At 71.5% G+C, this 24,354-nt stretch carries 24 protein-coding genes; 11 read left to right on the plus strand and 13 right to left on the minus strand.

The annotated features are described in order from the left end of the window. Positions 1-12 precede the first annotated feature (12 nt). Entirely contained in the window at positions 13-1,056 is a 1,044-nt protein-coding gene (locus tag Vse01_RS11935; protein WP_093401979.1) for an ArsR/SmtB family transcription factor, read from the minus strand. A 196-nt stretch (positions 1,057-1,252) separates the two neighbouring features. Between Vse01_RS11935 and Vse01_RS11940 the strand changes: the two genes are divergently transcribed. The 6 genes from Vse01_RS11940 to Vse01_RS11965 all read left to right on the plus strand — a co-directional run bounded on the left by Vse01_RS11940 (position 1,253) and on the right by Vse01_RS11965 (position 7,097). Next, on the plus strand, positions 1,253-2,233 hold the full coding sequence (locus Vse01_RS11940; RefSeq protein ID WP_232511046.1) for an MBL fold metallo-hydrolase: 981 nt from the start codon (positions 1,253-1,255) through the stop codon (positions 2,231-2,233). Positions 2,234-2,385: 152 nt separating this feature from the next. After that, positions 2,386-2,844 (plus strand): hypothetical protein, encoded by a 459-nt coding sequence (locus Vse01_RS11945; protein ID WP_093401981.1) that lies wholly within the window; start codon positions 2,386-2,388, stop codon positions 2,842-2,844. 165 nt (positions 2,845-3,009) lie between these two features. Beyond that, positions 3,010-5,226 carry a choice-of-anchor J domain-containing protein gene (locus tag Vse01_RS11950; protein WP_232511047.1) on the plus strand — a complete coding sequence of 739 codons (2,217 nt, stop codon included), beginning with the start codon at positions 3,010-3,012 and terminating at the stop codon, positions 5,224-5,226. A 151-nt stretch (positions 5,227-5,377) separates the two neighbouring features. Next, a complete protein-coding gene (locus Vse01_RS11955) occupies positions 5,378-5,731 on the plus strand; it encodes a nitroreductase/quinone reductase family protein (RefSeq protein ID WP_093401982.1) in 354 nt (117 codons plus the stop codon). A 29-nt stretch (positions 5,732-5,760) separates the two neighbouring features. Further along, the gene (locus tag Vse01_RS11960) at positions 5,761-6,195 is read left to right on the plus strand and encodes a VOC family protein (RefSeq protein WP_093401983.1); all 435 of its coding nucleotides are present in this window, start codon (positions 5,761-5,763) and stop codon (positions 6,193-6,195) included. Between the two features lie 146 nt (positions 6,196-6,341). Then, a complete protein-coding gene (locus tag Vse01_RS11965; RefSeq protein ID WP_198413119.1) occupies positions 6,342-7,097 on the plus strand; it encodes a DivIVA domain-containing protein in 756 nt (251 codons plus the stop codon). A gap of 15 nt (positions 7,098-7,112) precedes the next feature. On the opposite strand, the gene Vse01_RS11970 is transcribed toward Vse01_RS11965, so the two are convergent. Further along, the gene (locus Vse01_RS11970; protein WP_093401984.1) at positions 7,113-8,345 is read right to left on the minus strand and encodes a multidrug effflux MFS transporter; all 1,233 of its coding nucleotides are present in this window, start codon (positions 8,343-8,345) and stop codon (positions 7,113-7,115) included. A gap of 106 nt (positions 8,346-8,451) precedes the next feature. On the opposite strand from Vse01_RS11970, the gene Vse01_RS11975 reads away from it, so the two are divergent. After that, the gene (locus tag Vse01_RS11975) at positions 8,452-8,895 is read left to right on the plus strand and encodes a MarR family transcriptional regulator (RefSeq protein ID WP_093401985.1); all 444 of its coding nucleotides are present in this window, start codon (positions 8,452-8,454) and stop codon (positions 8,893-8,895) included. A 44-nt stretch (positions 8,896-8,939) separates the two neighbouring features. Here the strand turns inward: Vse01_RS11975 and Vse01_RS11980 are convergent, their stop codons facing one another. Further along, on the minus strand, positions 8,940-9,839 hold the full coding sequence (locus Vse01_RS11980; protein ID WP_093401986.1) for an NAD(P)-dependent oxidoreductase: 900 nt from the start codon (positions 9,837-9,839) through the stop codon (positions 8,940-8,942). Then, entirely contained in the window at positions 9,836-10,705 is an 870-nt protein-coding gene (locus Vse01_RS11985; RefSeq protein WP_093401987.1) for an NAD(P)-dependent oxidoreductase, read from the minus strand. Before Vse01_RS11985 ends, Vse01_RS11980 begins: the two co-directional genes overlap by 4 nt. 149 nt (positions 10,706-10,854) lie before the next feature. On the opposite strand from Vse01_RS11985, the gene Vse01_RS11990 reads away from it, so the two are divergent. Then, positions 10,855-11,211, plus strand: a complete 357-nt coding sequence (locus tag Vse01_RS11990; RefSeq protein WP_093401988.1) for a winged helix-turn-helix transcriptional regulator — start codon at positions 10,855-10,857, stop codon at positions 11,209-11,211. Positions 11,212-11,361: 150 nt separating this feature from the next. After that, the gene (locus Vse01_RS11995) at positions 11,362-11,730 is read left to right on the plus strand and encodes a VOC family protein (protein WP_093401989.1); all 369 of its coding nucleotides are present in this window, start codon (positions 11,362-11,364) and stop codon (positions 11,728-11,730) included. Between the two features lie 8 nt (positions 11,731-11,738). Here the strand turns inward: Vse01_RS11995 and Vse01_RS12000 are convergent, their stop codons facing one another. Then, the gene (locus Vse01_RS12000) at positions 11,739-12,866 is read right to left on the minus strand and encodes a hypothetical protein (RefSeq protein ID WP_093402064.1); all 1,128 of its coding nucleotides are present in this window, start codon (positions 12,864-12,866) and stop codon (positions 11,739-11,741) included. 336 nt (positions 12,867-13,202) lie between these two features. Between Vse01_RS12000 and Vse01_RS12005 the strand changes: the two genes are divergently transcribed. Together Vse01_RS12005 and Vse01_RS12010 are read left to right on the plus strand one after the other, a co-directional pair. Then, the gene (locus tag Vse01_RS12005) at positions 13,203-13,847 is read left to right on the plus strand and encodes an RNA polymerase sigma factor (RefSeq protein ID WP_170863302.1); all 645 of its coding nucleotides are present in this window, start codon (positions 13,203-13,205) and stop codon (positions 13,845-13,847) included. A gap of 253 nt (positions 13,848-14,100) precedes the next feature. Continuing rightward, the gene (locus tag Vse01_RS12010; protein WP_093401991.1) at positions 14,101-14,673 is read left to right on the plus strand and encodes a hypothetical protein; all 573 of its coding nucleotides are present in this window, start codon (positions 14,101-14,103) and stop codon (positions 14,671-14,673) included. 60 nt (positions 14,674-14,733) lie between these two features. Here Vse01_RS12010 and Vse01_RS12015 read toward each other — a convergent pair whose 3' ends face one another. The 8 genes from Vse01_RS12015 to Vse01_RS12050 form a co-directional block, all read right to left on the minus strand. Then, the gene (locus Vse01_RS12015) at positions 14,734-15,018 is read right to left on the minus strand and encodes a putative quinol monooxygenase (RefSeq protein WP_093401992.1); all 285 of its coding nucleotides are present in this window, start codon (positions 15,016-15,018) and stop codon (positions 14,734-14,736) included. A gap of 71 nt (positions 15,019-15,089) precedes the next feature. Next, positions 15,090-15,848: a MerR family transcriptional regulator gene (locus Vse01_RS12020; RefSeq protein WP_093401993.1), complete on the minus strand. Its 759-nt coding sequence runs from the start codon at positions 15,846-15,848 to the stop codon at positions 15,090-15,092. A 36-nt stretch (positions 15,849-15,884) separates the two neighbouring features. Continuing rightward, on the minus strand, positions 15,885-18,212 hold the full coding sequence (locus tag Vse01_RS12025) for a putative bifunctional diguanylate cyclase/phosphodiesterase (RefSeq protein ID WP_170863303.1): 2,328 nt from the start codon (positions 18,210-18,212) through the stop codon (positions 15,885-15,887). Between the two features lie 460 nt (positions 18,213-18,672). Continuing rightward, positions 18,673-20,163: a hypothetical protein gene (locus Vse01_RS12030; protein ID WP_093401994.1), complete on the minus strand. Its 1,491-nt coding sequence runs from the start codon at positions 20,161-20,163 to the stop codon at positions 18,673-18,675. Beyond that, positions 20,160-21,302: a hypothetical protein gene (locus Vse01_RS12035; RefSeq protein WP_093401995.1), complete on the minus strand. Its 1,143-nt coding sequence runs from the start codon at positions 21,300-21,302 to the stop codon at positions 20,160-20,162. Before Vse01_RS12035 ends, Vse01_RS12030 begins: the two co-directional genes overlap by 4 nt. 113 nt (positions 21,303-21,415) lie before the next feature. After that, positions 21,416-22,273 carry an SRPBCC family protein gene (locus Vse01_RS12040; protein WP_093401996.1) on the minus strand — a complete coding sequence of 286 codons (858 nt, stop codon included), beginning with the start codon at positions 22,271-22,273 and terminating at the stop codon, positions 21,416-21,418. After that, complete coding sequence (locus tag Vse01_RS12045) at positions 22,266-22,823, minus strand: winged helix-turn-helix domain-containing protein (RefSeq protein ID WP_093401997.1); 558 nt, start codon at positions 22,821-22,823, stop codon at positions 22,266-22,268. The genes Vse01_RS12040 and Vse01_RS12045 overlap by 8 nt, the downstream gene beginning before the upstream one ends. A gap of 103 nt (positions 22,824-22,926) precedes the next feature. Beyond that, positions 22,927-24,267, minus strand: a complete 1,341-nt coding sequence (locus Vse01_RS12050) for a class I SAM-dependent methyltransferase (RefSeq protein ID WP_093401998.1) — start codon at positions 24,265-24,267, stop codon at positions 22,927-22,929. Positions 24,268-24,354: the final 87 nt, after the last annotated feature.

A 24,354-nucleotide genomic window follows, 5' to 3' on the forward strand; every position in this document is an offset into this window, starting at 1 on the left:
CTTCGCCGATCATCAGCCGTGCCAGCCGTCGCCGCTGCGCAGCGCCCGCAGCAGCTCCACCGCCGCCTGCGTCCGCTCGTACCGGACCTCATGCCCTTCCCGCCGCGACACGACGAGCCCGGCCCGGCGCAGCCGCCCCAGGTGGTACGACACGGTGGCCGGGCTGATCCCGTGCCGCGCCGCCAGTTCGGTGGTGGTCAGCGGCGTAGCCAGGTCGCTCAGCAGTGCGGCCCGACGCGCGCCGAGAATGCCGGTCTCCTCGCTGGCCGGCGCGGGCAGCGACCACACCTGACCTCGCCCCCGCGCCGGGTAGCCGACCATGATCAGGCCGGGTGCGCCCAGGTACACCGCTGGGCGGGGCAGGAACGCCGACGGGGACAGGATGAGCCCCTGCGCCGCGTCGAGGGACAGCTCGGCGGGCGAGTCGAGGGTTACCCGGCGGCCGTCCCAGGTCAGCCTCGGATCGAGGGTACGGACGATGTCGGCGAGGCCGGTCCGGGTGGCAAGTGTGGCGCGGTGGCGGATGTCCTCGTCGAGTACCCGGTGCAGGGTCGGCCACAGGTCGACCTGCGTGTGCCGCCAGAAGCGGGCGAGCTGGTCGACGACGCAGGTGAGCAGCGCCTCCTCGCCACGTCGGGCCAGGAGCTCGGCGACCGTGGCCGGCAGTGGTGGCCGAGGGTCGCGTCCGGTCGGGCTGCGTTCCAACAGGACCGGCGGGGGCGGGCCGATCCGGAACGCCGTCCGCAGCTGCCGGTCGACGTCCTCGGCGGTGGTCGCCGCCACGGCCGCGAGTTCCTCATCGAGGGTGGGCTGGTAGCTGCCGGGCAGCGGGGACAGAAAATCCGGGATGTACGCGGCGGCCCCGTTGACCAGCGCGAACAGCACGTCGACCGAGCCCGGGTCGAGGGTACGCCGAGTCTGGGTCACCCAGCTGCGGGCGTACGGTGCCCGCTCGGGGTGGGCGAGCACCTCCAGCGCGTTTGTGACCTCCGTCAGCCGCGACAGCGCAAACCGTGACCGGACGAGCCGTTCCGCGTCGACGTGCAGAGTCAACACTCGCCAACATTAGAACCCCCTCGAATCGTTGGCACCCGCCCTCGCCCCGCTGATCCCCTGACAACTACGGGGAAAGAGTCGCCTCCCGCCGCGGCGAGGGGACACCTTCCCCGAAGTTGCACACCCAGCCGGCCCTGCGACGGCGGTCGGCGTGGACCGTGGGAAGGGGATCTCAGTGTCGTACTCCGAAGGATTGGTGAGGCGGCGGACGTTGCTGCTGGGGGCGGCGGCCGTGGGCGGGGGTGTCCTCGCCGGCCGGCCTGCGCAGGCGGAAGCGCCGCCCGCGCACGCAGCAGCCGGGCCGGCGGAGGCGCGGCCGGGCCGGTCAGCTGTCCGCTCGGTGGGCTGCTTCGAGGTGCTGGCGCTTACCGACGCTGCCGGCCCGTTCTTTCTCAGCTACGACGACGCCTTCTCCGGGGCGTCGGGAAATGACTGGGCGGCGGCACGGCGCATCGACCCGGCCGCGTTCGGGCCGGACCGGACGTGGCACCTGGACTTCCGCTGCTACGCCATCCGCCGGCCCGGCGACCGGTACACGCTTGTGGACACCGGTGTCGGGCCGGAAGGCAGCCCGGCCTCGGCGTGGGCGCCGGTGCCGGGCGCGCTGCCGCAGTTGCTGGCCGGCAACGGGATCGACGTGCGGCGGGTGGACACGGTGGTGCTGACGCACCTGCACGAGGACCACGCCGGCTGGGCGGTCACCGCCGAGGGCATGCCGATGTTCCCCAACGCACGGTACGTGGTGCAGCAGCGTGAACTCGACGCGCTGGAAGCGGGCGGCAGCGAGATGCTGGGGTACGTGGTGCGGCCGTTGCGGGCGGCGGGGCAACTGCACTCGGTGGACGGTCCGGTGGTGCTCAGCGGTGCCCGGGCGGGGGCCGACCGTCGCACTGCCGCCGGCCGCCGCGGTGACCGCATCCGGGTGGTGCCCACGCCCGGCCACACCCCGGGGCACCAGTCGGTGCTGGTGGAGGGTGGCCGTCACGACCAGGTGGTGGTCACCGGTGACGTGCTCGTCCACGCCGTCCAGGTCGCCGACCCGGACGTCGCCTACCGGTACGAGGCGGACCAGGACCTGGCCCGGCTGACCCGCCGCAGCCTGCTCGACACGGCCCGCCGTCAACGCGCGGTGCTCGCCACCGCGCACCTCAACCGCCCCTTCGTCGAACTCGACTGAAACCGCCTCCGGCCAGGTCGGCACCACCCGATCAGCCCGGACCGCGTTGCACAGACCCCCGGTCGGCGGACCGTGGATCTTGGTGAGCCTCCAATGTGGCAGGATGCCAGCGCAGGTGCGCGATCTTCGCGCCGGAGCATCAGGAGGGCGTAATGCGGGGACTGGCACGACGACTGGCCATCTCGATTGTCTCGGCGACGGTGACGGCGGTGACGCTCGCGTCGCCGGCACAGGCCGCGACGAATCCGTTCACCGCGGCACAGGCGTGCAACAACGATTTCGGTGGTTCCTGGGCCCACACCACTGACGGCCACCGGTCGATTTCCGCACCGGATGGCACCAAGGTGGGCGATGTCTACCTGATGTACAACAGCGCCAGCGGGTACAACTGTGTCGTCACCCTCAAGCGGGTGGCGGTGGGCTCGACGACCGGGGTTTCCGCCGGGATCCGGGTGCAGGGCGGTTCCTGGGCCTACGACCCGGGCAGCTACAAGTACTACGCGGCGATTCAGCGCTCCGCCCGGGACAAGTGCGTCATGTACAACGGCGAGGTCCTGTATTTCACGAGCTGGCAGAGCGCCGGCCGGTACAGCTGGGGTAACTGCGGCTGATCGGGCGCTTGGCGCGAAAGCCTCACCACCTCGATTGATTCCGGTGAAGGGTTGCCTGATCGGGGGCGACGTGCACAGGATACGGGGACGCTCGATCAGCGTGCGTAGATCCACTGGCGCCCGGGCCACCCCGGGCCGGTGGTCTTCCACCTATGAGGAGGTTTCGTGGCACGACGCCGCTTCGCGGGGATAGCAGCCAGCGCCATCGTCCTACCGTTACTCGTCATCGCTCAGCCGACCGCCGCCTCGGCCACCCCGGAGGCCGCGACCGTCAAGCCGGTGCCGGCCCCGGCAACCGGGCTCGCCAGTGATGTCCGGGAGCTGACCCGCAAGGACTTCACCTTCAACGGGCAGCGTCTGGAGGCCCCGACCCAGTATCAGCCGCGTACCCAGGCCCGGTCGAAGGCGGCGGCGGCCGAGACGCCGCCGGTCGGCACGGTGCGGCAGTGGCTCGCGCTTGACGACTACCTGGGCGAGATCTACCTGAAGGACTACACGCTGCGTGGCGTGGGCGACAACATCGAGGTGTGGGTCGCCAACGACACGGAGTTCCCGGAGGGTGACTGCCGCCGGCAGATCCCGAACTCCACGGTGGTCACCGACGAGCAGGTCGCGGGCCTGATCCACGAGTTCGACACCAACATGTACCCGAAGTCGACGGCCGCGTTCAGCACCCCGCCGGAGCGGGACGGCAGCAACGCGCAGATCGGCGGGGACTTCACCGGTGCCGGCAACCGGACGGTCACGCTCGTCGACAACGTACGCGACGACAACTTCTACGACTTCCCGGCCGCCCCCAGCTACATCGCCGGGTTCCACTTCTCGCTCTTCAACGAGCTGCTCGACCGCAACATCATGACTGTCGACGCGTTCGACTGGGCGCACCGCACCGGCGCGAACCCGCCGAACGAGCCGACCGACGACCTGTGCACCAGCCGGCCGGCCCGCCCGCAGCTGTACGAGGGCACGTTCATCCACGAGTGGCAGCACCTGGCGCACTACTACACCGACCCGTTCGAGACGACCTGGCTGAACGAGGGTCTTTCCGACTTCGTGCAGACGCTCGCCGGGTACGTCGACGCCACCGCCCGAGTCGACGAGCCCGGCACCGACAGCCACATCTACTGCTTCCAGGGCTTCGGCATCGTCCAGACGGACTACAACACGAATCCACGGGACTGTGGTGGCCCGGAGAACTCGATAAACCTGTGGAACGAGGGCAGCACGTCGAGTGGCGTGCTGGCCGACTACGGCAACGTCTACTCGTTCGTGCTGTTCCTGTACGACCGCTACGGCCTGGACTTCATCTCGCGGCTGCACCGCGACGGTGAGCTTCAGGGCTTCGCCAGCCTTGAGGCTGCGCTGAAGGCCGAAGGCGTCAAGGACATGTACAAGGTGATCCACGACTACCAGACGATGAACCTGGTGGACCGGATCGTCGGGAACTCCAAGCGGGGCATCATGCTCGGGGTGGACAAGCGCCGGGTCACCACGGCCAGCCTCGACGCCACCGTGAACCTGGCCAACCCCGCCTCGTACGCGGCTGGCGGCGCAGCACCCAACGGCGCCGACTACGTCACCTTGCAGAAGGCCAACGGTAAGCCGCTGGGCCTGGGCGATCTGCGTTCGATCAAGTTCCAGGGCGCGAAGACGTTGCCGCCGGTCCCGCTGGCCTGGCAGGTCGTCAGCGACGACCCGGATCGCAGCGGCAACCCGGTGCTGTGGTCCGGCAACGGCAACAGCCTGGACGTCGCCGCGGTCACCCCGGTGACCGTGCCGGCCGCCGACCCGACGCTTACCTTCCTGGCGAAGTACGGTGCCGAGGCCGGCTACGACTACGGCTACGTCAGCGTCTCCACCGACGGCGGCGAGAGCTACACCGTCATCCCCGGTGAGGAGACCGTCGCCGGTCCGCTCGGTCCGGCGCTGAACGGCACCACCGACGGCTTCCAGCCGCACTCGTTCGACCTGTCCGCGTACGCCGGGCAGGACGTGCTGGTCAGCTTCCGGTACGTCAGCGACGGTGGGGTCAACGAGGGCGGTCTGCTGATCGACGACATCGCGGTCGGCGGCACGCTGGTCAGCGACGGTTCGAGCCTGGAGCCGTTCGACTCGCCGTCGGAGATCAACCCGACGCCGGTGGCGAACTGGAACGTCCGCTTCGTCGGCATCAACGAGAAGCTCAAGCTGGCCTACCAGGTGGAGGCCGACGGCAAGTCCAACTTCACCCTCGGTCTGATCCAGACGGCGCTGCTGTCCGCCTTCCCGAAGGTGGTCGCCATCGTCGCCTACGACGAGCCGACCGAGCAGGTCACGCAGTACGCCCCGTACACGTTGACGGTCAACAACGTGGTCCAGCCCGGCGGCGCTCCGCTGAGCTGACCTCAGCAGGAACTCCCGGTGCCGCGCCACGCGGCACCGGGAGTTCTCTGTTTCCGCCGGGCGAAGCTGCCGGATCCGGCGACGCGGCCCGGCGTCGGTCCCTAGCCTGGCCAGCAGAGGCATCGTCGGGGCAAGCAGCCGGGGGGACACCATGACCAACGCGATAGGTGACGCACTTGATGGCGTACAGGAGGTCGAGCTGACGGTGACCGGCCGCCGGACCGGGCGGCAGATCACCCATCCGGTCTGGTTCGTGCAGGAGGACGACAACGTGTTCCTGGTGCCGGTGACCGGCTCGGACAGTCAGTGGTACAAGAACGTCAAGCAGACCCCGATGGTCCAGTTGGCTGTCGACGGCACCGCGCTGAGCTCCAGCGCCACCCCGATCACCGAAGCCGACCGGGTCGACCACGTCGTGGCGATGTTCCGCGACAAGTACGGTGCTGACCAGTTCGCCTCGCTGTACCCGAAACACGACGTCGCCGTCCAGGTCCCCCTCGGGTAGCCGTCGCAGCTCCGGGTTACCTTCCCACGATGGAACAGCGACTCAGCCTGATCACGCTCGGCGTCGCCGACCTGGGCCGGTCCCGCGACTTCTACCGGCAACTCGGCTGGCAGGGCCAGGAGGTCGAGCAGACCGTGTTCTTCCAGGCCGGCGGGCTCGCCGTGGTGCTGTGGGGGCGGCAGTCGCTGGCCGAGGACGCCGGTGTCGAGGACCGGGGCACGGGCGGGTTCGCCGGGGTCGCGCTGGCCCACAACGTACGCGAGCGCGCCGAGGTGGATCAGCTGATGACCGCAGCCGCCCGGGCCGGTGCCAAGGTCACCCAACCGGCCCGCGACACCTCCTACGGCGGGTACGCCGGCTACTTCACGGACCCGGACGGGCACCTCTGGGAGATCGCCTGGAATCCCGGCTTCCCGATCGCCGCGGACGGCACGATCACCGTCCCCGACTTCGGCGCACCCTGACCCGACCCGGCGACCCGGCGACATGTCACAGCGACATGAATGCGTCTGTGTGTCAGGGATCAGCGGCGGCCGACGCCGACAGGGTCAGCGCTTGTTGCGGCGGCGTGCCATGCTCTGCACGCCACTCAGCTGATCGAGGTGTCGTCATGGAGCTGCGCAGGAATCGACGTTCGCTGGCGCCCGGGGTGCTGCTGCTCGCGTTCGGGCTCTCCCTCCTGCTTGGCTCTCCCGGGATGGGCGCATCGGTCTTCGCCGGTGCCGCGCTCCTGACGGGTGGTTGGATCACCGCTCGGTCGCTGCGACCGTTCCGGTTCCGGATCGGCCCCGACGGGCTGGACCTGAGGGTCGCCGGGCTCAACCGGTTGGTGCCGTGGGCCGAGATCGACACGATCGTGCTGGGCCAACCCGCAGGGGCAGCGGCTGCGGGACCGGCTACCCCGTCGTTGCTGCTGATCCCGGGCGTCGGGTCGACAATCGACCGTCCGCTCGTTGGTCGAAGCCCGGTCGACGACCGGCCCGCGCTGGTGCTGCTCAGCCTCGCCGACGTGCGGGAGTCCGCGGACGAGGTGGCCGCCGAGTTGAACCGGATCAGCGGTGGTCGCTTCACCGACGCCCGGCAGGATCGAGCCGAGCTCCGGGAGGGCCAGCCGGGAGTTGTCTCCGAGCCGGTCTTCGACACGGCGCTGCGCGGCTATGAGAAGCGCATGGTGGACGACCTGGTCCGGCGGGGCCTGGATGCGCTCGCCTCGGGGACGGCAGCGCAGCGTCAGGCGGTCAGGACGGAGCTGGACGGCAGGACGCTGGAGGTCGCGCTGCGCGGCTACGACATGGGGCAGGTCGACGCTTTCCTGGAGCGGCTCGCCGCCGCCCTCGCCAACGACCCGGAGCAGCCCGAACAGTAGCCGGCGCCGTCGCAGCTACCGCACGCGGGAGGGGCGGGCGAGGGTCAGCAGCATCAGGAGCGAGGCGGCTGCGGCGGCGCTGAGCACCACGGCCATCGGGAGCGCGCTGCCCTCGCCGCCGAGCCCGACAAGTGGAGCGGCGCTGGCGGCGACCACGGCCTGGATGCCGCCGAGCAGCGCTGCGGCGGTGCCGGCGCGGGCGGCGTGCCGGTCCAGGGCGAGAGCGGTCCCGTTGGGCATCACCAGGCCGAGCGAGCCGAGGAAGACGAAGAGCGCGGCGATGACCACGGGCAGGTTGTTCAGCAGTGCCCCGGCGAGCACACCGAGGGCGGCGAGCAAGCCGATACCGAGACCGCCGACCAGCAGCGGTCGGGGATCGTAGCGGTCGAGCAGGCGGGCGTTGAGCTGGCCGACGGCGACGAAGGCGAGCGCATTGGCACCGAATACCAGGCTGAACGTGCTGGCGGAGAGGCCGAAGACGTCCTGGAGGACGAACGAGGAACCGGACAGGTAGGCGAAGAGGCCGGCGAAGGCGAGGCCCTGGGTCAGCGCGTACCCGAGATAGACGCGGTCGGTGAGCAGCGTGCGCCCGGCGGCGGCGGTCGCGGCCAGGCCACCGGTGCTGCGCCGCGCGGCGGGCAGGGTCTCCGGTAGCCGCAGCGCGACGGCGGTGGCGAGCAGGGCACCGACCAGGGCGAGGGCGACGAAGATCGTGCGCCAGTCGCCGACGTTGAGCACCAGGCTGCCGAGGGCCGGGGCGACCATCGGCGCGATGCCGAAGATCAGGACGAGGCGGGAGAAGTACTTGGCGGCGGCCCGGCCGGAATACAGGTCACGGACGACGGCGCGGGCGACGACCGTGCCCATGCCACCGGCGAAGCCCTGTGCGAAGCGGGCCACCGCGAGCGTCTCCGCCGACGGTACGAGGGCGCAGACCAGCGACAACAGGGTGTACGCGGCGACGCCGACAAGCACCGGAAGGCGTCGCCCCCAGCGGTCGCTGAGCGGGCCGGTGACGAGTTGGCCCAGGGCCATGCCGATCAGGCAGGTGGTCAGGGAGAGCTGGATCTGTGCCTGGCTGGCGGCCAGGTCACGGGTCATCCCGGGAAACGCCGGCAGGTAGGTGTCCAGCGAGAGCGGACCGATCGCGGTGAGCGAACCGAGCAGCACCAGCAGCCCGAGGGCGGCGCGGCCGGTGGGTGGGGTGATGCGCTCCGGCGGGCGTACGGGCACGTCGGTCTGCGGCATCGATTCCCCTCGGCGGTCGGCGCCACCACGGCGTGGCCGGCTGCCGGGGGCGTTCGGCTACGGTAGCTCTGCCTACAGAGGTGTTGCAGCGTGAAGGGGCGGCACTGTGACCGACGAGACGCTCGACCAGCTCGGCGCGGCCCTCAGTGACCTGCACCGGGTACTCCGCCGTCGGGCCATCCAGCGGACCGGACGTGCCGCCCTGCCGGACGCGCAGGTCGAGGTGCTGCGGCTGGTGCAGCGTCAGCCCGGAATCAGCGTCCGGGAGGCCGCCGAGCGTCTGGGTACCGCCGCGAACACGGTGAGCACCCTGGTCGGCGAACTGACCACCGCCGGTCTGCTGCGCCGGGACCGGGATCCGGCCGACCGGCGTACCGTCCGGCTGGAATTGACCGAGGTGGCGTACGAGCGCATCGCCGCCTACGGGCAGTACCGCCGCGAGCTGCTCGCCGCCGCCCTGGCCGACCTCGACGCGACCGACCGGGAGCGGCTGGCCGCCGCCGTGCCCGCCCTGTCCCGCCTGGCCGACCAGGCCGCGGAGCTGCCCTGAGCGCCGTCCCCGGCCGGCCCAGCGTGGTGCAGCCGCAAGCGGGGTCAGCGCCTCGCTCTGATCACCTCGTACAGGGCGGTCCAGTCCTGGTCGCCGTGTCCGGCGGCGACCGCCCGCTGGTAGTGCGACCTGACCGCCTTCGGCAACTCGACGTCGACGCCGGCTGTCTCGCTGGTCCGCAGGATGTGTTCGGCCGTGGCACCCATCATCCGCGCCGTGCTCAGATCGCCCGGATGCTCGCCGGCTTCCAGTGCGCGCGCCAGCTCCAACCCGTCGCCGATCATCGCCGGGATGTCGGTGAGCGTGGTCAGCGCGCCGGGCAGGAACTCGGCCGCTGGTACGCCCGCCGCGGTGACGAGCGCAGTGGCGTGCAGCAGGCTCGACAGGCAGGTGAGGAAGACGTCGAGGTGAGCCTGGTAGAACAGCTGCGCCAGTCCTGGATCGGTGCCCAGGTACCTCGGCTCGCCGAGGATCCGCAGCACCGGTTCGCTGCGGTCGTACGCGTCGCGTGCTCCACTGTAGAAGGCGTACGAATCGCTGGTGCCGATCATGGGGGCGGGCACCATCACCCCGCCGGTCACGAACCGCGCGCCGTGGCTCGCGGCCCACGTCGCCGCCTGTCGCGAGACGTCGGGGGTGTCGGAGCTGAGGTTGACCAGGGTGCAGTCGGCCAGGGCCCCGGGCTCGCCGGCCAGCGGGCCGAGGATGTCGTACATCGCCGGGTAGTCGGTGAGGCTGAGGATCGTCAGTTTGCCTGCGGCGACGGCGGCTGCCGGCGACGGCGCGAGGGTGGCTCCCCCGGCGACCAGTTCGTCGGCCCGGCTCGGGGTGCGGTTCCACAGCGTGACCGAATGTCCGGCGCGGATCAGGGCGGCGGCCATCGCCTGCCCCATCGGCCCGAGACCGATGACGGTGACCGGCCGGAGATCGCTGTTCCCGCTCATCGGACACTCCTCAGTTCCTCGAACATGCGGGCGGTGCCGTGCTCCCCGAACCCGGCGGCGAGCTGCCGACGGACCAGGTCGTGCGCCGGCTTGAGCACCTCGTCGGTGACGCCCTGCCCGGTGCTGGCCTGCATCACCGTGCTGAGGGCCGTCTCGGTGAACCGCAGGCTCTGCTGGCCCGGCCCGAGGTAGTCCTGCTGGTCGATCGTCGCGGCGTAGTCGGCCAGTTGCTCCGTCATCGCGGCGAGGAACGGTGCCTGCCGCCGGACGAACTCGCCGGCCGGCACTCCCTCGGAGCCGACCATGGCCGCGCCGTGCAGGAAGCCGGCGAACATCGCGTACATGCCGGCCAGCATCGCCGTGTCGTAGAGCGCCGCCATGCCCGCGTCCGGCCCGAGGTAGCTGCTCTCGCCCCACAGGTCGAGCAGTTGTCGGTGCTGCGCGAAGCCCTCCGCCGATCCGCTGTAGAAGATCGCCGACTCGGGGCCGCCGATCGTCTCCGGGACGGCCATGATCGCACCGTCGAGGAGGTCGATGTCCCGCTCGCCGGCCCAGCGGGCGAGGTCACGGGACTGGTTCGGCGTCGTGGTGGTCAGGTTGATCACGGTACGACCGGACAGGCCGGTCGCCACGGGTTCGAGCACCTGCCGTACGGAGGTGGCGTCGAAGAGGCAGACGACGACCGTGCGCGTACCGACGATCGCCTGCTCGACGCTGTCGGCGATGACGGCGCCCTGCTCGCCGAGGCTCGGCGCCCGGTGACCTGTGCGGTTCCAACAGACGATCCGGTGGCCGGCGTCCGACGCCGTTCTCGCGAGCGCGCTGCCCATCGCGCCCAGTCCCAGGAAGGTGGTGCTGACTGTCATTCGGTGGTCCCCTGCTCTGTCCGATGATCCGACGGGGCGCGCCGAACACCATGGTTGGCGACCACAATCGAGCGGGCAAGTACCCACTATTTTGTTCAATACTTACCTGAAGGTAAGTGACGAAGATCGGCTACCGAGGAGGCGGACCCATGGCATCGGGCGACAGGTGCGGCCCGTACATCTGCGGGATCGACGCCGCGATGGACGTGGTGTCGGGGAAGTGGAAGTCGCTGATCCTGTGGGAGCTGGACAACCACGGCACCCGGCGGTTCGGCGAGCTGAAACGTGGTCTGCCCGGCGTCAGCGAGAAGATGCTCATCCAGCACCTGCGGGAGATGGAGCAGGACGGCCTGGTCCACCGCGAGGTCTACCGGGAGGTCCCGCCCAAAGTGGAGTACTCCCTGACCGAACACGGCAGGTCACTCAACGAGGCGCTCGGCCCGCTGGGCGAGTGGGGGCAGCGCCGGGCCGAGCGGCTGGCCGCCGAGGCGGCGGCCGCATCCTGATCGTGTCCCGTCGCCTGCCGGGCGGGGCGCGGCCGTCCCTGGCCGCGCCCCACTGCGGTCGGGTGACTCGACGGCGAACCTCGGCTCCTGTCGCACCCGGGCCCTAGCCTCTGTTTCGTCCGAGCCCTTCCCGTACGCCGGAGGCAGCAGATGCTCGACCATCTCGGCATTCAGGTCCGTGACCTCGACGCCAGCATCACGTTCTACGACGCCGTCCTGGCCACGCTCGGTGCCCGCCGGATGTTGCAGTATCCCGAGGCCGTCGGTTACGGCAGCGGCAAGCCGGACTTCTGGCTCAGCCCGGCCCCCGCCGAGGCGGTGGGGCAGGAGAGCCACATCGCCTTCACCGCACCCGACCGCGGCGCGGTGCGGGCATTCCACGACGCGGCGGTGGCCGCCGGGGCGCGGGTGCTGCACGAGCCTCGCGTCTGGCCGGAATACCACGCCGACTACTTCGGCGTGTTCGTCCGCGACCCGGACGGCAACAACGTCGAAGCGGTCTGCCACGCACCCGGGTAGGCGGCCGGTCAGTCCCAGACGGTGCGGCGTACGCCGCCGTGCAGGCCGCAGGCCCGGGGGCTGCCACCGGCGAGGCTGACCTTGCCGTTCTCGCACTGCACCAGGTAGCCGCGCCCCTCCCAGAAGCCGGGCACGCAGTCGAAGTGGTCGCACACCTCGCGGGCCGGTTCACGGACCCGTTTCCCGCCGCAGAAGTCGTACCCCATCGGGTTCTTGGGGGCGCCGCACCGCCGCTCGGGTTTCGGGCTGGCGGTGCTGGTGTCGGTGCTGCGCGGCGCCGCCGTGGAGCCGGTGCCGCGCGCTGCGGTCGAGGTGCTGGTCGCGGCCGGCGCTCCGGTCGCGGCCACCGCGGTCTCGGTGCTGGTCGGGTCGGACGGGCCGGAGTTGGCCAGGGCCACCGGCACCATCACGGCCAACGCGGCGGCGACCACGGCGGTCCGTCGGCCACCGGGAATGAGTGCCAACAGCCGGGCCTGCCCGGGGGTGGCGATGCCGGGACGGGACGGACGCAGCCGGGCGTGCTCGTCGATCAACTCGTCGAGCTGGTCGATGACCGCCTGGCGCTGTTCGATGGCGTCGGCGAAGGCCAGGGTGAGCACGAACCGGAACTCGGCCGCCACGTCCGGGCGCAGCAGCACCCCCGAGGTCCGCCGCCGGTCCAGCACCTGGATCAGGGTCACCGACGCGTGCGGGTCATGGTTCAGACCGGTCATCCTGCCGTACGCCCAGTCGCGTCGGCCCCGCCCGCCGAGCAGCACCAGCCGGCGGTTGGTGACCACCGCCATGCCGGCGTCGGTGACCCGTACCCCGTCGGGCAGACGCCGACGCAGCCGACCCGTCTGCGCGCCCACGGTCAGATCGGGGGCGGGCAGTACGGCGTTGTGCCGCATCTCCACCAGTTGCGCCGCCGGCACCACCCGGAGCACCACCTCGCCGGGGGCCAGTTCCAGCGGAAGGCCGTCGCCGGCCGTGGCCGAGCCCTGGCACTGCTCGGCGAGCGTACGCAGGCGGCGCAGTTCGTCGTCGCGTCGCCGCCAGGTTCCCTCGGCGCTGCGGAACAGCCGCAGCCGGCGCTCGTTCTGCCGGCGCGCCCACCGGTACCGCCATGTCGAACCCGTCGAATCAGTCCTCGCCACGCCGAACTCCTTCGCCGTGCATGCCACCAACCGCAGGCCACCAGATGGGGTGTCACAGTGTTAACGACTGCGAGCACCGGCATGGACACGGCCAGAAGTGGTCGAATTACCCGATCGGTGGAGCAATAAGGACGAGATGGTGGTTTTGCCCTGCGCCGTTCGCCTTTCCTCTTGCGGGCTGTGACGTGACAGGCCACCCGTACGCCAATCAGTCGTACGGGTAGACGAGAGGGCTGCCGCCCTGGTGGCGGTGGCACGTGATGGCGAATCTGGTGACGAGGTGCTGGCGATACCGGAAGTGGCGGTCATGTCGGTGGATTCCAGCCGGCGGTGGCGGTGACCAGCGGCACCGGCGGCCACACCGACTCGGACCTCGCCGCGCTGGTACGAGCCGCTCAGGATGGTGACGAGGATGCGTTCCGGCTGCTGTACCGGCAGGTACAGCCCGGCCTGCTGCGCTATCTGCGGGGCATGGTCGGCGCCGACGCCGAGGACGTTGCCTCGGAGGCGTGGTTACAGATCACCCGCGACCTGCGCCGATTCCGGGACGAAGGGGCCGGATTCCGGGCCTGGACCGCCGGGATCGCTCGACACCGGGCGCTGGATCACCTACGCCGCCAGGGACGGCGGCCCGCGGCGACGGTGTCCGTCGACGCGCTGGTCGACCTGCCTGCCGGTCAGGACACCGCCGATCAGGCCGTCCAGGCCGCCGCGACCCGCGCGGCCATTGAGTTGATCGCCACGCTGCCAAGCGACCAGGCCGAGGCGATCCTGCTCCGGGTGGTGGTCGGACTCGACGCCCGGGCCACCGCCAAGGTGCTGGGTAAGCGTCCGGGCGCGGTGCGTACCGCCGCGTGGCGGGGTCTGCGCCGGCTGGCCGCGCGCCTCGACCCGCAGACCGCCCGGGACGGCGCCTTCGCGCCCGAACCGGGACTACGCCCGCCCACGCCCACGATGCGCCGACTCGCGGCGGGTGAGTGACGCAATGATCCGGGACGACGCCAGGGAAAACGAGATGAGCAAACCGTCACCTCGCCGCATGGACAGAAAGACCGCTGATCGGCTACTGGACGCCGACCCGGTCGCCCTGAGCCAGGCCGGTCCGCTCGCTGCCCCGTTACGCGCGGCATGCGGGCCGGCGCGGCACGACGAGATGGCTGGGGAGCATCTGGCGGTGGCTGCATTTCGGGCTGCCGCTGATCTCGCCCCCGAACCTCGACCACGGAGAGAATCAATGCTCAAAATCACGCTGGCGAAGCTGCTCACCGTCAAGGCCGCGACCGTCATCGCCGCCACTGGGCTCGGTGGCGTGGCGCTGGCCGCCGGTACCGGCGCGCTACCCAACCCGCTGGTCGACCCGACGACACGCCCGACGACCCAGGCCCCGGCAGCACCTACCGTCACCCCGTCGCTCCCGGTCGGACCGGCTGACCGGGCCGGCGCGAGCGACGGTCCGTCGCCCTCGCTGACAGGCCTGTGCCAGGCGTACGCGGCCGGCGCCGCCACCAACCCGGGCAAGGCGTCGGAGAACCCGGCCTTCGCCGAACTGGTCGAGGCGGCCGGCGGTGCCGGACAGGTCGACGAGTACTGCGCCGCCGCGTCGGAGGACCGCGCTCACCCCACGGGCGCGCCGAGTGGTGCCGGGCGGCCGACCACCCACCCCACCCCGAACCCGCGTGGTGCCACACCGACCGGCCGTCCCGACACGGCCACCACCAAGCGGCCCGGTGGCGTCCCGACCGTGACCGTGCCCGGTGTGCCTAACGGGAGCGTTCCGGCCGCGACGCCCCGCACCCCCGGCCGCTGACCGCGGGGCCGGGCGGGTTCTCCCCGACCCGTCCGGCCCCGCGCCCACCTCGACAGGCGATCAGGGTGATTCGACCGTGCTGATCAGGAACTTCTGGACTTCGGCCTCGACGATCGCCACCTGCTGCTCAGGTTCGGGGCCGGCGCCGCGGAAGTCCAGCAGCTGCTCCTCGGACTCCCACCGCTCGTAGACGTTGATCCGACCCGGCTCGATCAGGTCCGGACTGATGGCGAAGTCGAGGCAACCGGGTGCCTCGCGAGCCTGGCGGACGATCTCTGCGCAGGTGGCCAGGTAGTCGTCCCGCCCGGCGGGATCGACCTGTAGCGTGCCGGCGACGATCAGCAAGGCAACCTCCGAAGATCGGGAGAGCGGACGCCAGTCATACTCTCCCGATCCGCGATCGTCCGCACGCCCGATCAGGCGCGGCTGATCGCGTTCGCGTGAATCGCCTCGGACAGGTACTCGGTCAGGCCGGGAGCCTTCGCCTCGTAGTGCGCGGTGAACCGTTCGTCGGCGAGGTACAGGTCGGCCAGCCCGGTGTGGATCTCGTACGAGCACTCGTAGAACCAGCGGCTGATCTGCTGCCGGTGCTCCTCAGCCAGCTCCATGGCCTCCGGCCCGTCGGCCGGCGCGCCCGAGGCCAGCAGCGCCACGATCCGCCGCCCCCAGTCCTCCGTCTCGGCCTTGAACCGCTGCCAGTCCTGCTTGCTGTAGCTCGACGTCCGCCGGGTCGACTCCCGGTACGCCTCGGTGCCGCCCCACCGCCGCTCCGCCTCCTCGGCGTGCGCGTCCGGGTCGAAGTCACCGAAGACCTCGAACCGCTCCTGCGGGGTCAGTTGGATGTTCATCTTGCTCGCCTCCATCGCGAATTCGATCGCCGCGACCATCTCCTGAAGGCGCTTGATCCGCACCGTCAACAGCTCGTGCTGGCGGCGCAGGTGCGCTCCCGGTTCGCTCGCCGGGTCGTCGAGGATCACGGCGATCTCGTCCAACGGGAACCCCAGCTCGCGGTAGTACCGGATCAGCTGCAGCCGTTCCAGGTCCGCCTCGGAATAGCGGCGGTAGCCCGAGCTGCTACGCCCGCTCGGCGTCAGCAGACCGATCTCGTCGTAGTAGTGCAGCGTCCGGACTGTCACGCCGGCGAGCTTCGCCACCTGACCAACCGTGTAGGCCATGGTTCCCCCTTTCCGGAACCACGGTCCCGCCTGCCGTTACGTGAGGGTCAAGCCAGATTCTGCGACGCCGGACACCTCCGGCGGGTCGGCCTTCACCAGGACGGTACGCAACTCGGCCAGGCCGGTCGGGCGGCCGTAGCGGTAACCCTGCCCTTGCAGGCAGCCGATCGCGACCACGGCCTCGTGCTGCCGCTTGGTCTCCACCCCCTCGGCCACCACGCTCAGGTCGAACGCGCCGGCCAGCCGGGTCACCATCTCCACCGTCGCGTACGCCCTGGTGTCCTCAGGGATCCGGGCCACGAACGACCGATCGATCTTCAGCTCGGTCGCCGGGATCCGGTGCAGGTAACTCAGCGACGAGTATCCGGTGCCGAAGTCGTCGATGGCGATCCGGATGCCCAGCTCGCGCAGTTGCCGCAGCCGGTCCAGCACCGCGTCGCTGCCCTCGATCAGCGCCGACTCGGTCAGTTCCAGGGTCAGCGCCCGTGGTGCCAGCCCGGCGCCCGCGGTGGCCTCGGTGACGGTGGCGATCAGGTCGGGACGGCGCAGGTGCGACGCGGCGATGTTCACCGCGACCGTCGCCGACGGAACGTGGTCCTGCCAGGTGGCCGCCGCCCGGCACGCCTCGTGGATGACCCACCTGTCGATCGGCAGGATCAGCCCGGTCTCCTCGGCCAGCGGCAGGAACCGGGCCGGGCTGAGCACGCCCAGCCGGGGATGCCGCCACCGCACCAACGCCTCCGCGCTGCGCACCGCCCCGGTGGCCAGGTCCACGATCGGTTGGAACTCCAGGTGCAACTGCTTCTCGTCGACGGCCCGCCGCAGGTCGGCGATCAGCTCGGCCCGGCTCACCGCCGACTCCCGCAGCCCCTGCGTGCACCGTCGGTACGCGGATTTGCCGGCCGCCTTCGCCGCGTACATCGCGATGTCCGCGTCGCGCAGCAGATCCGTGTGCGAAATGTGCTGCGGCCCGTACTCGGCGATACCGATGCTGGCCGAGGGGTGCACCCCGACCAGTTCCTCCCCGGGCGATGGTTGCAGCGCCGCCAACAACCGCTCGGCCAGTCGTTCCGGTGCCAACGGCCGCCCGTCGGTGACCAGCACCGCGAACTCGTCACCACCGATCCGGGCGATCATGCCGTCGTCACCGACCGCCCGACGCATCCGCCGGGACAGGCCGGACAGCAGCGTGTCGCCGGTGGTGTGCCCGAACCGATCGTTCACCTGCTTGAACCCGTCCAGGTCCAACAGCAGCACGGCGACCCGGTCGGTGCCGCGCAACGCACCACGCAGCCGGCGGGTGAACGCCAGCCGGTTGGGCAGCCCGGTGAGCTGGTCGACGTAGGCGAGCTTGCGTAGCTGCACCACCAGACGCAGGTTCTCGTTGGCCGCCAGGCCCTGCCGAAGCGCCAGCATGGCCAACAACGCCATCATCGCCAGGAAGATCGGCATCGGGGTGTGACCGCTGGCGTCGCGGGCCAGCATGGTCGCCACGATCGCCCCGCCCACCGGCAGGTAGGGCAGCACCACCCGCCACCACGGCGGCAACGGTGCCTCCCCGGCCTCCTCGACAGCGCCGTGGTCCCGAGGTGGGGGCATCCCGGTCGCCACCACGATCAGCAGGTAGCTCACCGGCCAGAGCACGTCGACCGGGGTGCCGGGCTGGTAGGTGCCGGCGGCCACCAGCGCCACGTAGACCGTGTCGGCCACCGCCCGTACCGTCAGGCCCACGCCGAGCAGCGCCATCGGCCGCCACACCGGTCGGCCCGGGCCGACCACCGCGACCAGGATGGTCAGCTGCATCAGGTCGAACATCGGGTACAGCAGGCCGGCGGTGCGTAGCGGCTCGTCCAGGTCGGCCAGACTGACGTTGCGGAAGATCAACAGCCAGCCGATCGGAATCAGCGCCAGCCCGACGATCACCCCGTCGAGCAGAGTCCGGGCCCGACCCACCGTGGTACGCGGCGCGGTGACCGAGCAGAACAGCGCGGCGGTACCGGTCAGCAGGCTGGCCGCGAAGATCAACCCGATGGGCAGGGTGTGTGGCAGGCTCTCCCCGAGCAGCCGCTGGGACGTCCACAGTGCCCGGCCGGCCAGCGACAACGCCATGGTGGCGGCCAGCAGTAGCCAGAACCGGCGCAGCGTCGCCGGGTGCCGGCGGGCCGCCGCGAGGCAGGCCACCGCCGCCCAGCCCGCCACGGTGAGCGCACCCAGATCGCTGACCAGCGCGCCGGCGGGCAGCCCCAGCACCAACCAGAGCGCCTCGATCGCGACGACGACACCGGCACCGACCAGCCCCACCCGGCCGACCCGGTCCGTTCCGGGCGAGCGCGCGGCAGCCCGCTCGACGTCCTTTCGCGACACAGCGATCGCTCCGGCTCTCTCTCGTGCGTACACCCTCGACGGCGAGGTCCTGCCCTGGCAAACCCCGAAAGCCTAGCCACGCCCGCAGCCGCCCCGCCAGATCCAACGCTGGGCAAGTCCACAACCTTATGGCTCGCCGGGCCCCACCTGGTCTCCCGCCGACCGCCTCGCGACTCGTCCGGCTGCGGCGATGCGGGCAGCGCCCCGCTCGCGGTCGCCCCGCTGTATGCCCTGTCGCGTCCTCCCGCTCCCCGGGGGCCGCGCCTTCCGCTCCACCCACCGCCACGCCTCACTCCAACACGGAGCGTGACACGCTGCGGTCATTACGCTACGTCACTAAGCGTGACCGTCCGGCCCGCCACCGACAATGTTGTCTGCCGGCCGAAGGTTAGGTTGTCACCCTGGCGGGAGGCGGTTACCGTCCGCGATCGACGGTCGGAGATCCGGCTGGGCGCTGCGCTCACGCCCATTCTTCGTCGGGCGCTGCCGCTGCGGTCGCCGGTGGGCCGCCGTGGGTCCACGGGGTCTCCTCGACGGCCGGAAACGCCGCAGCCGGCACGTAGGCATCGCTCAGCGTGGTGTAGCAGAGCCGCTCCCCGACTTCCGGCACGCTGCCCGGGCTGGCCGTCAGGCCGCGTCCCATCCCGCCGGACAACTCCAACACCACCTCGGTCTTGCCGTCGGCCGTCGGGGTGACGAACACCGTCCGCGCCTTCTGCCCGGGACGGGACGGGCTGGACAGCGTCGCGCCGACCGGCACCAGCACCGGATCGGTGGTCATCAGCTGGATGCGCGGGCGCAGCACCGGCCGGCGGCCGGAGTCATCGACCCGGGTCGGGTCGGCCAGCAGCACCTCGCCGACGAACGCCTCGCCGGTCAGCCGGTACTCCGCCATCACCAGCGGGTCGTCGTAGGCGCGCTGCACCGCGTAGGTGGCGGCGGCCCGCTCCAGGCGGTGCAGCCGGGCCGCGGCGGCCACCGCACCGTCCCGGCGCGGCTGCGGCGCGCCGTCGGAGTCGAGGTGGTCGGCGTGGGCGGTGAAGGCGTCCCGGTCGCCGTCCCATCGCCCGGCCACCCGGGCGCCGGGCGGCAGGGCACGCAGCAACCCCAGGCCGCGCCACATCAGCTCCCAGGTGGGCGTCAGCTGGTCCCGGAGCAGCCGCTCCAGCTCCGCGTACGCCTCGACGCGCGTCGCCTCGTCGTCGGCGGCGGAGTACGCCTCGATGGCCGGTGCCAGCAGCCGGTTGTCGAACTCGGGATCGGTGGCTGGGCCGGCCGGCGGACAGAGCGACGGGTCCTCGGCCCGGGCGGCGGCCTCGGCACCGGAGAGCCCGGCCGACGGGGCGATCCAGCCCAGCAGTGCCGGCAGGTGCAGATCCTCCACCGCGCTCTGCCCGGTCGCCCAGTGCAGCGTCAACGCCTGCGTCATTGCCACCAGCGCCGACGAGCCGGGATGCTCGGCCCGTTCGGCGAAGAAGGTCAGCCAGCGGCCCAGCAGTGGCACCTGCGGCGGCACCGGATACTCGCCGTCGACCCGGCGGAACCGGGTGGACCGACCGAGCAGCCGCAGGAACGTCACCCCCGCCGGGTTCGGCACCAGCAGCTGCGGGGCGTCCAGGTACCGGTACCGGACGTCCCGGCCCCGGTCCACGGCGACCGCCTCGTTCGCCGTGCGGTGGGCGTCCACATACGGCAGTACGACCGCGGCCAGCTCGGCGGCGAACGCGAACCGTTGGTCCCGGTTACGTGGCTGCGGCACGATCAACAGGCGTCCCTCACCAGGAGCCGAGCCGACCATCGCGGCGAGCGGAGCGTTGGCCTCCCCTGCCATCGACAGCGGCACCAGCACCAGAGGTCGCCTCGACAGGTGCAGATGCCGCACGGTGGCCACCGGTTGGGCGACCCCCGTGGCCACCGCCTGCGCCGCCGCCAGCGCCCGCAACGTACTCATGCGCTGGCGAGGGCGTCGGCGCGCAGGCGGGCCGCGGTCCGCAGCAGCGCGGCGGCCTCCGCCCGTTCAGGGTCCGTGGCGGTTTCCCCACCGGCGAGCGCCAGCACCTCGGCGACGTCGGCGATCCCTCCGAGCGCCTCGCGGACCGGACGGCCGAGCGCCCCGGTCTGCCCCTGCGCCTCGTGCCGGCAGAGGTACGCCAGCTCGCAGCTGGCCAGGCAGTCGGGGGCGTACCGGGCCGGCACCCGGGCCAGCGAGTCGGCCAGGGCTGCCGGATCGGCGGCCGGATCGGCGGTGAAGTCGGCCGGGACGCCCGCCAGCAGCGTGTCGAGCCGGTCCATCCGGTCCAGTTGCCGGCGTACCACAAGCAGTTGCCGGCGGACGTCGAGCAGGTGCGCGACCGGCGCGTTGCTGAAATCCCGGGGGCAGACCAGCACCACCTCGTGCGACACGAGCTGCGGGTCGTGGCCCCGGGCGGTGAGCAGTTCCCGCAGGGCCAGCACGTAGACGGCGGACTGCACCGCCGCGCCGGCCAGCTTCGCCGGGTCGGCCTGGCCGTCGATCACCGGGAACGACTTGATCTCGACCACGTGGAACCGGCCGCCCAGCCGGGCGGCCACCAGGTCCGGCTCCAGGTGTACCCGCTGTCCGGCGACCGTCAGGCCGAGCATCGGGTGATCGAACAGCGCCGCCGGTTCATCGACACGAGGCGGCTCGTCGGCACCGGGTGGGTCGGCGGTGTCGGATTCGACCGACGACAGCGCCTCGGTGAGCAGGGCCGCCGAGCGTCTGGCCCGGGTGGCCAGGTCGTCGCCGGCGTCGAGGTCCGTCCAGCGGACCGCCGCCGGCACCGGTACGCCCAGCCGCTCCGCGACCAGTCGCAGCAGCTCGGCCCCACCGTCGGCCTTCACCTGAGCCTCGAACATGTTGCCCCGGGTGATGGCGAAGCGGGACTGCCCGAACCGGGCGGGAAAGCCGACCCGCTCGGCCAGCGCCGGCTTGTCCACCCCCGCACCGTCGAGGACCGCCCGGCGGGTGCACCCCGGGTTGCCGGTCAGCGCGGCGATCGTACGGGCGTTGTGTCGCTTCGGCGGTGCGTCGCCCCGGATCGCGGCCAGTCGCTGCTCGGTGTCCGTCACGACAGGCCACGATAGCCGTGCCGGCGGGTCCCGGCCCGTCACGGACGCGCCGGGGCGGCCCGGGCACGGACGGTCACCGGGCAGTCGCCGGTGATCGTCCGTGCCGCCGCGGGTCAGCCGGCCGTGGCGCTGGTCTCCTCGGGCAGCCAGATCGGCTGCCAGTCGGGCACCTCGTGGAAGCGACGCAGCTCGGCCCACCCGGACACGATGCCGGACCAGGCCGCGTACGGGGGGTTCTGCTCGTCGAAGCCGCTCTGCACGAAGGTCAGCTTCGTCTTTCCCTCGGACTCGGCCAGCTCCCAGCTGGTGACGCCGTTCGGTCCCCAGTCGACGGACATCTTCCGGCCCGGCTCCAGGTCGACCACCTTCGCGGCGAAGCCGCTGTCGAAGCCGCCCATCGCGTACCGGCCGCCGACCCAGGGCTCGATCCCGATCGGGTAACCGAACCAGGCGCTGGCCTGCTCGGAGTCGGTAAGGGATTCCCACACCTTGGCGGCCGGCGCGGCGATCTCGATCTCGCCACGGAAGTCGGCGCTGGTGAAGTCCGTCCTGGGCAGCAGCGGCTGGCCAGCCAGGTGAGCCTCCAGGTTGGCGATGGTGAGCGCCCAGTAGGTCTGGAGGACGCCCCGGATGCTGGTGCCGTTGACCACGTCGCTGAAGTCGAAGTGGGTCTGCGACAGCCGCAGCACGGTGGCGTCCGGCCCGTCCGCGCTCAGCGTGATCTCGGTGGTGGTCTCCACCCCGTCGAGCAGCCAGGCGAAGCGCAGCCGGTCCTCGTCGGCGTGCAGCACCCGCTGATGTGGAGCGTCGCCCTCGGGCGTGTAGCGGCCCCAGAATTCGTACCGCTCGGGGAGCTCGACCTCGGCGTGCTCGGCCAGCCAGACGCGCAGCTCGGCGGGGTCGGTCAGGGCCTGACGCACCCGCGCGATCGGCACGGCGAGGCGGGCGGCGATGGTCATCGGTTCAGTCACGGTCGGTCCCCTTCGGGTAGCAGGCCACGGCGAGCTTGAAGGCGTCTCCCTCGGCGCCGCCGTAGCGCGTGAACAACTCCTGTAGCGCGGACTGCAGGTCGTGCAGAAACTCCTGCCGGCGTTCGGCCGGCACGCGGATCTCGCCGGAAACGCCGATCGACGGCAGTTCCGGGGCGGAGCGGTCCAGGGCGGCGACGTCGGCCTGGACCTCCTCCATCAGGTCCAGCAGGTAGCCCAGGCTCAGCTCGTCGCGGGCGCGGCGCAGCCCGATCCGGCCGACCAGGCGCGGTGAGAGCCAGTACGACCGGGCAGCTGCCTGGTAGATGCCTTCGGTGATGCCGCGGACCTTGCGCTTGTCGACCTGCTCGACCAGCCCGGCCGCGACGAGTTGCTTGACGTGGTAGTAGACGCGCTGTGGCGTCTGCTCCAGCCGGGCGGCCACCTCGGTGCAGGTGCGTGGCTCGGCCAGCTGCCGCAGGATCTCGACGCGCTGCGGTTTCAGCAGCACCTCGGCCTGCTCAAGCTGCTCCAGGTACAGGACATCTCTCATAGCAAAATCAGTTTGTACGTAAAAAACTTCCTTGTCAATGGGTTCGAGAAAGGCCGCGCCGGCAACTTCCGGCGCGGCCGCACTCAGTCGCGAGGGAACCCGGTCAGGGCAGCCAGTCCGGGCGCAGCGGGTAGCCGTTCACCGCGTCCGGGCCGTTACGCGTCGCCACCACCTGATGCAGCTGGATGCCGTTGCGCTCGAACGCCAGCCGGGAACCGGCCATGTAGAGCCCCCACACCCTGGCCGTACCCGCACCCACCTCGGCGACGCAGAAGTCCCAGTGCTCCACCAGGTTGCGGCACCAGGCAGCGAGGGTCAGCGCGTAGTGCTGGCGCAGGTTCTCCTCGTGGTGCACCTCCAGCCCCGCATCGTGGATCTCACTGATCACCCGACCCGGGCCGGCCAGCTCACCGTCCGGAAAGACGTACCTGTCGATGAACGCCCCGGAACGGTGCGGGGCGCGATTGTCCGCCCGGGTGATGCAGTGGTTGAGCAGCCGGGCCCCCGGGCGCAGCCGATCCCGCAGGAACCCGAAGTAGGCCGGATAGTTGCGGACCCCGATGTGCTCGGTCAGGCCGATCGAGGAGACCGCGTCGAACTGTTCGCGTGGAGCGTCGCGGTAGTCCAGGTGCCGCACCTGCGCCAACCCGGACAGCCCCTCCCGCTCAATCGCCGCCTGCGCCCACTGCGCCTGCGCCCGCGACAGCGTCACGCCGAGCGCCTTGACGCCGTACTCCCGGGCCGCGTGCCGGACCATGCCACCCCAGCCGCAGCCCACATCCAGCAGCCGCATCCCCGGCCGCAACGCCAGCTTGCCGGCGACCAGGTCGTACTTGTTCGCCTGCGCCTGCTCCAGGGTGTCGTCCGGGCTGCGGTACACCGCGCAGGTGTACGTCATCGACGGGCCGAGCACCCGCTCGTAGAAGGCGTTCGACACGTCGTAGTGGTGCGAGATGGCGCTGCTGTCCCGGGTCCGCGAGTGCCGCAGGCCAGCCACGATCCGCTTCCAGCGGGGCCGGGCCTCCTGCGGCGGGGCCGGCGGCGGCAGCAGCCGCTCCCAGCCCAGCTCGCGCACCAGCGCCAACCCGTCGGCAAGTGCCGGTGCCCGCATCCGCACCCCGGCGAGCACCCGCAACGCCTCGTACGGGTCACCCGGGTGGACCCCCTCGATGGCGAGGTCACCGCTGACGTAGGCACGCGCCATGCCCAGGTCGCCCGGCGCGGTGAGCAGGTACGACAGCCCTCGCTCGGTGCGGATCGACAGGGTGATCCCGGCGTCGGCCGGACCGATCGAGCTGCCGTCGTACGCGCTGACGCGTACCGGCAGGGGGCCCGAGGTCACCGCCCGGACGATGTCCGCCACGGTCGGCCCACGCCGCCGGCCCCCAGGGGGCGGCGGGGCGGGAGCGCCTGCCGCTCCCTGGCTACGGTCGGTCAAGCTCATGCCGGCACTCCGCTCCGCTCCGTGCCGACCTGAGGCACAACCGCGCTGAACCTGATGATTCGCTCGCTCCGCTCGCTCATGCCGGCA

The organism is Micromonospora sediminimaris (genome assembly GCF_016863575.1).
In the GTDB taxonomy this organism is placed as follows: Bacteria; Actinomycetota; Actinomycetes; order Mycobacteriales; family Micromonosporaceae; genus Micromonospora; species Micromonospora sediminimaris.

What these genes read in the sequence shown, in the direction of transcription:
- Vse01_RS11945 (WP_093401981.1), top strand. Translation starts at nt 2,386, where the DNA reads ATGCGGGGACTGGCACGACGACTGGCCATCTCGATTGTCTCGGCGACG.
- Vse01_RS11955 (WP_093401982.1), top strand. Translation starts at nt 5,378, where the DNA reads ATGACCAACGCGATAGGTGACGCACTTGATGGCGTACAGGAGGTCGAG.
- Vse01_RS11960 (WP_093401983.1), top strand. Translation starts at nt 5,761, where the DNA reads ATGGAACAGCGACTCAGCCTGATCACGCTCGGCGTCGCCGACCTGGGC.
- Vse01_RS11965 (WP_198413119.1), top strand. Translation starts at nt 6,342, where the DNA reads ATGGAGCTGCGCAGGAATCGACGTTCGCTGGCGCCCGGGGTGCTGCTG.
- Vse01_RS11970 (WP_093401984.1), bottom strand. Translation starts at nt 8,345, where the DNA reads ATGCCGCAGACCGACGTGCCCGTACGCCCGCCGGAGCGCATCACCCCA.
- Vse01_RS11980 (WP_093401986.1), bottom strand. Translation starts at nt 9,839, where the DNA reads ATGAGCGGGAACAGCGATCTCCGGCCGGTCACCGTCATCGGTCTCGGG.
- Vse01_RS11985 (WP_093401987.1), bottom strand. Translation starts at nt 10,705, where the DNA reads ATGACAGTCAGCACCACCTTCCTGGGACTGGGCGCGATGGGCAGCGCG.
- Vse01_RS11990 (WP_093401988.1), top strand. Translation starts at nt 10,855, where the DNA reads ATGGCATCGGGCGACAGGTGCGGCCCGTACATCTGCGGGATCGACGCC.
- Vse01_RS11995 (WP_093401989.1), top strand. Translation starts at nt 11,362, where the DNA reads ATGCTCGACCATCTCGGCATTCAGGTCCGTGACCTCGACGCCAGCATC.
- Vse01_RS12010 (WP_093401991.1), top strand. Translation starts at nt 14,101, where the DNA reads ATGCTCAAAATCACGCTGGCGAAGCTGCTCACCGTCAAGGCCGCGACC.
- Vse01_RS12020 (WP_093401993.1), bottom strand. Translation starts at nt 15,848, where the DNA reads ATGGCCTACACGGTTGGTCAGGTGGCGAAGCTCGCCGGCGTGACAGTC.
- Vse01_RS12030 (WP_093401994.1), bottom strand. Translation starts at nt 20,163, where the DNA reads ATGAGTACGTTGCGGGCGCTGGCGGCGGCGCAGGCGGTGGCCACGGGG.
- Vse01_RS12045 (WP_093401997.1), bottom strand. Translation starts at nt 22,823, where the DNA reads ATGAGAGATGTCCTGTACCTGGAGCAGCTTGAGCAGGCCGAGGTGCTG.
- Vse01_RS12050 (WP_093401998.1), bottom strand. Translation starts at nt 24,267, where the DNA reads ATGAGCTTGACCGACCGTAGCCAGGGAGCGGCAGGCGCTCCCGCCCCG.